General features: G+C 61.2%; 6 protein-coding genes and 2 pseudogenes. 7 read left to right on the forward strand and 1 reads right to left on the reverse strand.

Annotation, left to right across the window (positions count from 1 at the left end; translation table 11 throughout):
• The 7 genes and pseudogenes from ADT71_RS00700 to ADT71_RS29845 all read left to right on the forward strand — a co-directional run.
• Positions 1-191, forward strand: a pseudogene (locus ADT71_RS00700) (IS3 family transposase); the annotation flags it as partial.
• A 39-nt stretch (positions 192-230) separates the two neighbouring features.
• A pseudogene (locus tag ADT71_RS00705) lies at positions 231-917 on the forward strand (ATPase, T2SS/T4P/T4SS family); the annotation flags it as partial.
• Positions 917-1,246 (forward strand): TrbC/VirB2 family protein, encoded by a 330-nt coding sequence (locus tag ADT71_RS00710; protein ID WP_082370055.1) that lies wholly within the window; start codon positions 917-919, stop codon positions 1,244-1,246. The pseudogene ADT71_RS00705 and the gene ADT71_RS00710, both read left to right, overlap by 1 nt.
• A complete protein-coding gene (locus tag ADT71_RS00715) occupies positions 1,243-1,503 on the forward strand; it encodes a VirB3 family type IV secretion system protein (protein ID WP_054434219.1) in 261 nt (86 codons plus the stop codon). Before ADT71_RS00710 ends, ADT71_RS00715 begins: the two co-directional genes overlap by 4 nt.
• On the forward strand, positions 1,497-3,815 hold the full coding sequence (locus ADT71_RS00720) for a TrbI/VirB10 family protein (RefSeq protein ID WP_082370056.1): 2,319 nt from the start codon (positions 1,497-1,499) through the stop codon (positions 3,813-3,815). The genes ADT71_RS00715 and ADT71_RS00720 overlap by 7 nt, the downstream gene beginning before the upstream one ends.
• Positions 3,812-4,036: a DUF2274 domain-containing protein gene (locus tag ADT71_RS00725; protein WP_054434221.1), complete on the forward strand. Its 225-nt coding sequence runs from the start codon at positions 3,812-3,814 to the stop codon at positions 4,034-4,036. Before ADT71_RS00720 ends, ADT71_RS00725 begins: the two co-directional genes overlap by 4 nt.
• A gap of 49 nt (positions 4,037-4,085) precedes the next feature.
• Positions 4,086-4,301, forward strand: a complete 216-nt coding sequence (locus ADT71_RS29845; RefSeq protein ID WP_082370057.1) for an AlpA family transcriptional regulator — start codon at positions 4,086-4,088, stop codon at positions 4,299-4,301.
• Between the two features lie 99 nt (positions 4,302-4,400).
• On the opposite strand, the gene ADT71_RS00730 is transcribed toward ADT71_RS29845, so the two are convergent.
• On the reverse strand, positions 4,401-5,684 hold the full coding sequence (locus ADT71_RS00730) for a tyrosine-type recombinase/integrase (protein ID WP_369818136.1): 1,284 nt from the start codon (positions 5,682-5,684) through the stop codon (positions 4,401-4,403).
• Positions 5,685-5,862: the final 178 nt, after the last annotated feature.

The raw sequence follows: 5,862 nt of genomic DNA on the forward strand, positions 1-5,862 counted from the left end.
GCCTTTACAAGGCCGAGGTCATCTGGCGGCAGCGATCATGGCCAAGCGTTTCGGCCGTGGAAATGGCAACGCTGCGCTGGGTCGATTGGTACAATAATCACCGGCTCTTCGGCCCTATCGGGCACATCCCGCCCGCTGAGGCCGAAGACAATTACTATGCAGCCCTCGAGAACCTCGATATGGCTGCATAGCCAAATGAAAACTGCCTCCTGAAAACCCGGGGCGCTTCAGTCGCCACTGCGCCCTGCTTCTCGATCCGCAAGCCGGCTGCTCGCATCCATACGCTCGCCGACTACGTGCGCGACGGGATCATGACGCTGGAGCAGGCGGGCTTCCTCTCGCGCGCGGTCGTCGAGCGGGCGAACATCCTGGTCGCCGGCGGTACCAGCTCAGGCAAGACCACGCTCGCCAATGCGCTGCTGGCGGAAATGGCCAGCCTCGATGAGCGGGTGATCCTCATCGAGGACACCCGGGAACTACAGTCGCCCGCTGCCGATACCGTCGCGCTGCGCACAAGGGTGGGCAAGGTGTCGATGAGCGACCTCGTTCGCTCGACGCTGCGCCTGAGGCCCGACCGGATCATCGTCGGCGAAGTGCGCGGGCCTGAAGCGCTCGACATGCTGAAGGCCTGGAACACCGGGCACCCCGGCGGGATCGCCACCGTCCACGCCAACAACGCGCGCGCTGCGCTCTACCGGATCGACGGTCTGGTGCAGGAAGCGGTCACCACCGTGCCGCGCCGACTGATCGCCGAGGCCATCGACATGGTCGTCTTCATTGCAGGCCGCGGCGCTGCCCGCCGGATCGAGACGATCGCGCGCGTCGCCGGGCTCGATGAGCGCGGCGAGTACCGCGTCGTCGACGCCTTTCGAACTCCCAACGCTCCGATCGAACCTCAACCTGAAGGAGAATGCTAATGCGTGTCTTCCATATCGCTGGCCGGGATCTGAACGGCCTCGCCATCCTCGCTATCGCGTCGGTCCTGGCATCTCCCGTGCTCGCCAGCGGCTCGGGAATGCCCTGGGAGGATCCGCTCCAGAAAGTGCTGGAATCGGTCCAGGGGCCGGTCGCCAAGATCGTCGCGGTGCTGATCATTATCACCACCGGCCTGGCGCTGGCGTTCGGTGAGACCGCGGGCGGCTTTCGTAAGCTGATCCAGATCGTTTTCGGTCTTTCGATCGCCTTTGCCGCCTCTTCCTTCTTCCTCTCGTTCTTCAGCTTCGGCGGAGGAGCACTCCTCTCGTGAGCCACATCGAGGGCTTTGAGACACCGATCCACGCGAGCCTCGTCCAGCCCATTCTGATGGGCGGGGCTCCGCGCGGGATCGCGATCGTCAACGGGACGCTCGCCGCCGCGCTCGGTCTTGGCCTCCAGCAATGGCCGGTCGGGATCGCGCTCTGGGCGATCGGGCACAGCCTCGCGGTCTTCGCCGCCCGGCGCGACCCCGAATTCGCGAACGTCCTGATCCGCCACCTCCGGCAAAAAGGATACCTGGCATGCTGAACCTTGCCGAATATCGCTCCCGCTTCGACCGGCTCGCCGATCACTTGCCCTGGGCCGCGCTGGTTGCCCCCGGCGTCGTGCTCAACAAGGACGGCAGCTTCCAGCGAAGCTTCGCCTTCCGCGGGCCCGATCTTGAAAGCTCGACCGAAGCCGAACTGGTTGGCGCCTGCGCCCGCGCCAACAATGTCCTGCGCCGTCTAGGCTCGGGATGGGCGATATTCTTCGAGGCCCATCGCCGCGAGGTCTCCTCCTACCCCCAGAGCGAGTTCTTTGATGCAGCCTCCTGGCTGATCGACGAGGAGCGACGCGCCGCCTTCGAGGCCGAGGGCCATCATTTCGAGAGCGTGTTCACCGGCACGCTGCTCTGGCTGCCGCCGCCCGATTCGAGTGACGCCGCTGGCCGGTCGCTGATCGAGCGCCCCGAGGCAGAGGCCGGTGAGCGGGGAGGGCGCGACTGGCGCGCGGCGCTTGCCGGCTTCATCGCCGAGACCGACCGCATCCTCGATCTTTTCGGCGGCTTCATGCCGGAAGTGCGTGGGATGTCCAGCGAGGATACGCTGTCCTATCTTCACGGCACGGTGTCGGACCGGGCGGTCAAGCTCACCGTCCCGGAGACGCCGGTCTACCTTGACGCCGTGCTGGCAGACACGCCGTTCATCGGCGGCCTCGAGCCCCGGCTCGGCCGGCTTCATGTTCGAACGCTGACCCTGCCAGGCTTCCCCAACGTAAGCCGGCCCGGTCTGCTCGATGCGCTCAATCACCAGGGCTTTGGTTATCGCTGGATGACCCGTTTCATCGCGATGGACCGGGCCGACGCCACAAAAGTGCTGACCAAGCTCCGCCGACAGTGGTTCAACAAGCGCAAATCGATCACCGCGCTGCTGCGGGAGGTTATGTACAATCAGCCGACACAGCTGGTGGACAGCGACGCCGACAACAAGGTGATCGATGCCGATACCGCACTGCAGGCGCTTGGCGGCGATCATGTCTCCTTCGGCTACCTGACAGCGACAATCACCGTTGCCGATGAGGATCGCTCCCGGGTCGAGGAAAAAGTCCGTGCCATCGAACGCGTGGTCAACGGCCTCGGCTTCACCTGCATCCGCGAGGGGGTGAATGCGGTCGAGGCCTGGCTCTCGTCGCTGCCCGGCCAAGTCTACGCCAACGTCCGCCAGCCGCTGGTCCATTCGCTGAACCTTGCGCACCTGATGCCGCTCTCGGCAGTCTGGGCCGGGCAGGAGGGGAACACGCATCTTGGCGGTCCCCCGTTGTTCCATGCCCGGACGCAAGGCTCGACCCCGTTCCGCTTCTCAACGCATGTCGGCGATGTCGGGCATATGCTGGTCGTCGGGCCGACCGGGGCGGGCAAATCCGTGCTGCTTTCGCTGATCGCCTGCCAGTTTCGGCGCTATCGCGGCTCTCAGGTCATCATGTTCGACATGGGCCTTTCCGCACGGGCCGCCGTTCTGGCGATGGGCGGGAAGCACCATGCCCTGGGCCAGGGAGCCGATGAACTCTTGGGCCTCAGCTTCCAGCCGCTCCGGCACATCGACGATCCGGTCGAACGCAGCTGGGCGGCAGACTGGATCCTCGATCTCCTCACCCACGAATTGCTCGTCACCTCTCCGGAAATGCGTGACCACGTCTGGTCCGCCCTCACCAACCTCGCCGGTGCTCCAGAGAACGAACGCACGCTCACCGGCCTCTCACTTCTGCTCCACGCGCTTACGCCGGCGGCATCGGCGAACATGCTGTCCGCGGGCAGCGTGATTGCAGGGAGCCTAATCACTGGGCTTCGCTCGGACCTGCCTGGTTTGGTGATTGCTCAAGTGACACAGCAGGTTTTCGATAGCGCCACAGGTCGAACCCTGCTCATCCCGCAGGGTGCCAGGCTGATCGGGAGTTACGACAGCCTTGTTGCATTTGGGCAGAAGCGCGCGCTGATCGTCTGGCAGCGTATAGTCATGCCCGATGGTAGCTCGATCCGCCTCGACAATGTGCCGGCAACGGACATGTCCGGATATGCCGGTCTCGAAGATCAGGTCGATGCCCACACCTGGCAGGTCATCAAGGGGGCGGCGATCTCGACACTTCTCGGGGTTGGCTCCGATCTGACCCTCACTGGCGAGAGCGACCTGGTGCAAGCAATTCGGCAGTCGACGCAGCAGAGCGTTTCGCGAGCAGGGGATCAGCTCGTTTCTCGCAGTCTCCAAGTCCAACCCACGATCACCATTCGTCCTGGAGCCCCGGTGCGCTTGGTTGTTCAGCGAGACTTGGTCCTGGAACCGTGGTTTAAGGGGTTCGGCAGATGACCACCGTGCGCCTCGCAAAGCTTCCGGACAAGAAGCCGATCAAGATCACGGTCCAGCTCCCACCCGAATTGCATGGAGTGCTGCTGGACTACGCCGGAGCATATGCTGCTGCATATGGGGAGGAAGTACCGATCTCCGAGTTGATCGCCCCCATCTTATCAGCCTTCCTCGATGGGGACCGAGCGTTTCAAAAACATCGAGCGTCTAAGAAGCCACCTTAAGTTCGGGAAGCCCAAGCTCTCGTTCTTCCGTTACGCATAAGGTTTCGATATGGCTACGCCCCCAAACAATCGGCTCATTCGACTTAACGATGTCTTGCATATAACCGGGCTAAGTCGCTCAACGTTATATAGAAAAATCGATGAAGGGACTTTCCCTAAGCAAATTCGCATCGCTGCGCGATGCACCGCCTGGAGGGAAAGCGACGTTGTCGCATGGGTCGAAGCCCCTTTGACATCACCAAGCCATCAAGCACCTAGTGCGTGACCCGGATCCGCTGACCGCATCTTTCTACGAAAATTAATTTAAACTTTTTCCGATGGTTGAAGTGATTACCTCACAACCGTTAGACGGATGGTGCCGGCCTTAATTTCGGCGACGGCCTTCAAGAAGGCCATGAGCAGGCGGCATCCCAATCATCAGAATGTCTGCCCATTCTTGGCTCAGCTCTCGCCGCCGCTCCATATGGCCCGCTCGATCATAAGCTGCCTTGACCCGGTTCTCAGGCATGTGCGCCAGCATGAGTTCAATGATCTCTGGGTCCCCCATGATCCGAAATTTGAAAGCTCGGGCATTCATTGTAGTCGAAAATGACGATCGCCAGCCATGCGGCACATGGCGCCCATAAAATCCAACGCGATTATAGAGATAGCCGATAGCGTTCTCGCACAATGGACGGTGGCTATGCCTTTCACCGGGAAAGACAAGCCGACCTTTGCCCGTCAGTTGTCTAGTGGCGCGCAGAACTTCAACTGCTTGCCAACTAAGAGGTATAACATGCTCAAATTCCTCATCATCCTTATGGTGTAGGTCGAGTTTCATGCGACTGGCCGGCACTCTCCACAGAGGGAGGAAAGGGCCGAATATCTGGTCGCTCCAGTCAATATTCTCAAACTCGTCCCATTCGGCACCTCGGACCATTCCTGGGCGGGCAGCAGTCAAAGCGAGAAATCTGGAAGCGAGCTTTGTGACCGGGGATGCGCCAGAGGCCTCAGCTGCGACAAGCACTTCGCGCGCCTGTTCCGGATCGGTAAGAGCGGGCTGCCTGCCCTTCTTCGGTAGCGGCTTAAGAGCCTTTCCAACGATCGCAGCTGGATCGTTCGCGCATATGCCTTCGGAAATTGAATAGGCAAACACCGCGGAAATACGCTGTCTTAGGCGTCTGGCAGTCTCGATTGCTCCCCGGCTTTCCACCCGTCGCAACGTCTTCAGAACGGTCGGAGCATCGATGGATACGATGGGTAGTGCACCCATCGTAGGGAAGACATCCCGCTCGAGGCTGTTTATCACATCGGCGGCGTGGACCGGTGCCCATCGTCCACTTTGCAGGTCAAACCAAGCCCGCGCCGCAGCCTCGAATTTGAGAAGCTTGGCTTGCTCCGCTCGCTTCTGCTCCCGAGCTTGTCGCTGCCGGGTGCGAACACCTGATGGGTCAACGTTAGCCTGGATCTTAACCCTAGCTTGGTCGCGCTTACTGCGCGCATCCTTGAGTGTGATGTCCGGATACGAACCGAAGGTAAGCAGCTTTTCCTTGCTGTCGAACTTGAACTTCATTCGCCAGGATTTGAGCCCGCTCTTTGCGACGTAAAGGAAAAGCCCCCCTGAGTCGTTTAGCTTGTACGCCTTCTCTTTGGGCTTGGCGTTTGCCACCTGCTTATCCGTAAGCACCGATACCCCACTTTCCAGAATCGATACCCCACTTTGTACCCCACTTTGGCTTAGGCTGCGGGTAAGCGTCCGCCCTCCGGCGTGTTGCGGCATTCAGGCTCGGGGCTGATGGACCTCCGCTAAGGGGTCTCTTTCTGGACTCCAGAAGGAGGCCAAGTGA

This window comes from Novosphingobium sp. ST904, assembly GCF_001298105.1.
Lineage (GTDB): Bacteria > Pseudomonadota > Alphaproteobacteria > Sphingomonadales > Sphingomonadaceae > Novosphingobium.

Coding starts and splice junctions, on each gene's coding strand:
- ADT71_RS00725 (WP_054434221.1), top strand. CDS start 3,812: ATGACCACCGTGCGCCTCGCAAAGCTTCCGGACAAGAAGCCGATCAAG.
- ADT71_RS29845 (WP_082370057.1), top strand. CDS start 4,086: ATGGCTACGCCCCCAAACAATCGGCTCATTCGACTTAACGATGTCTTG.
- ADT71_RS00720 (WP_082370056.1), top strand. CDS start 1,497: ATGCTGAACCTTGCCGAATATCGCTCCCGCTTCGACCGGCTCGCCGAT.
- ADT71_RS00710 (WP_082370055.1), top strand. CDS start 917: ATGCGTGTCTTCCATATCGCTGGCCGGGATCTGAACGGCCTCGCCATC.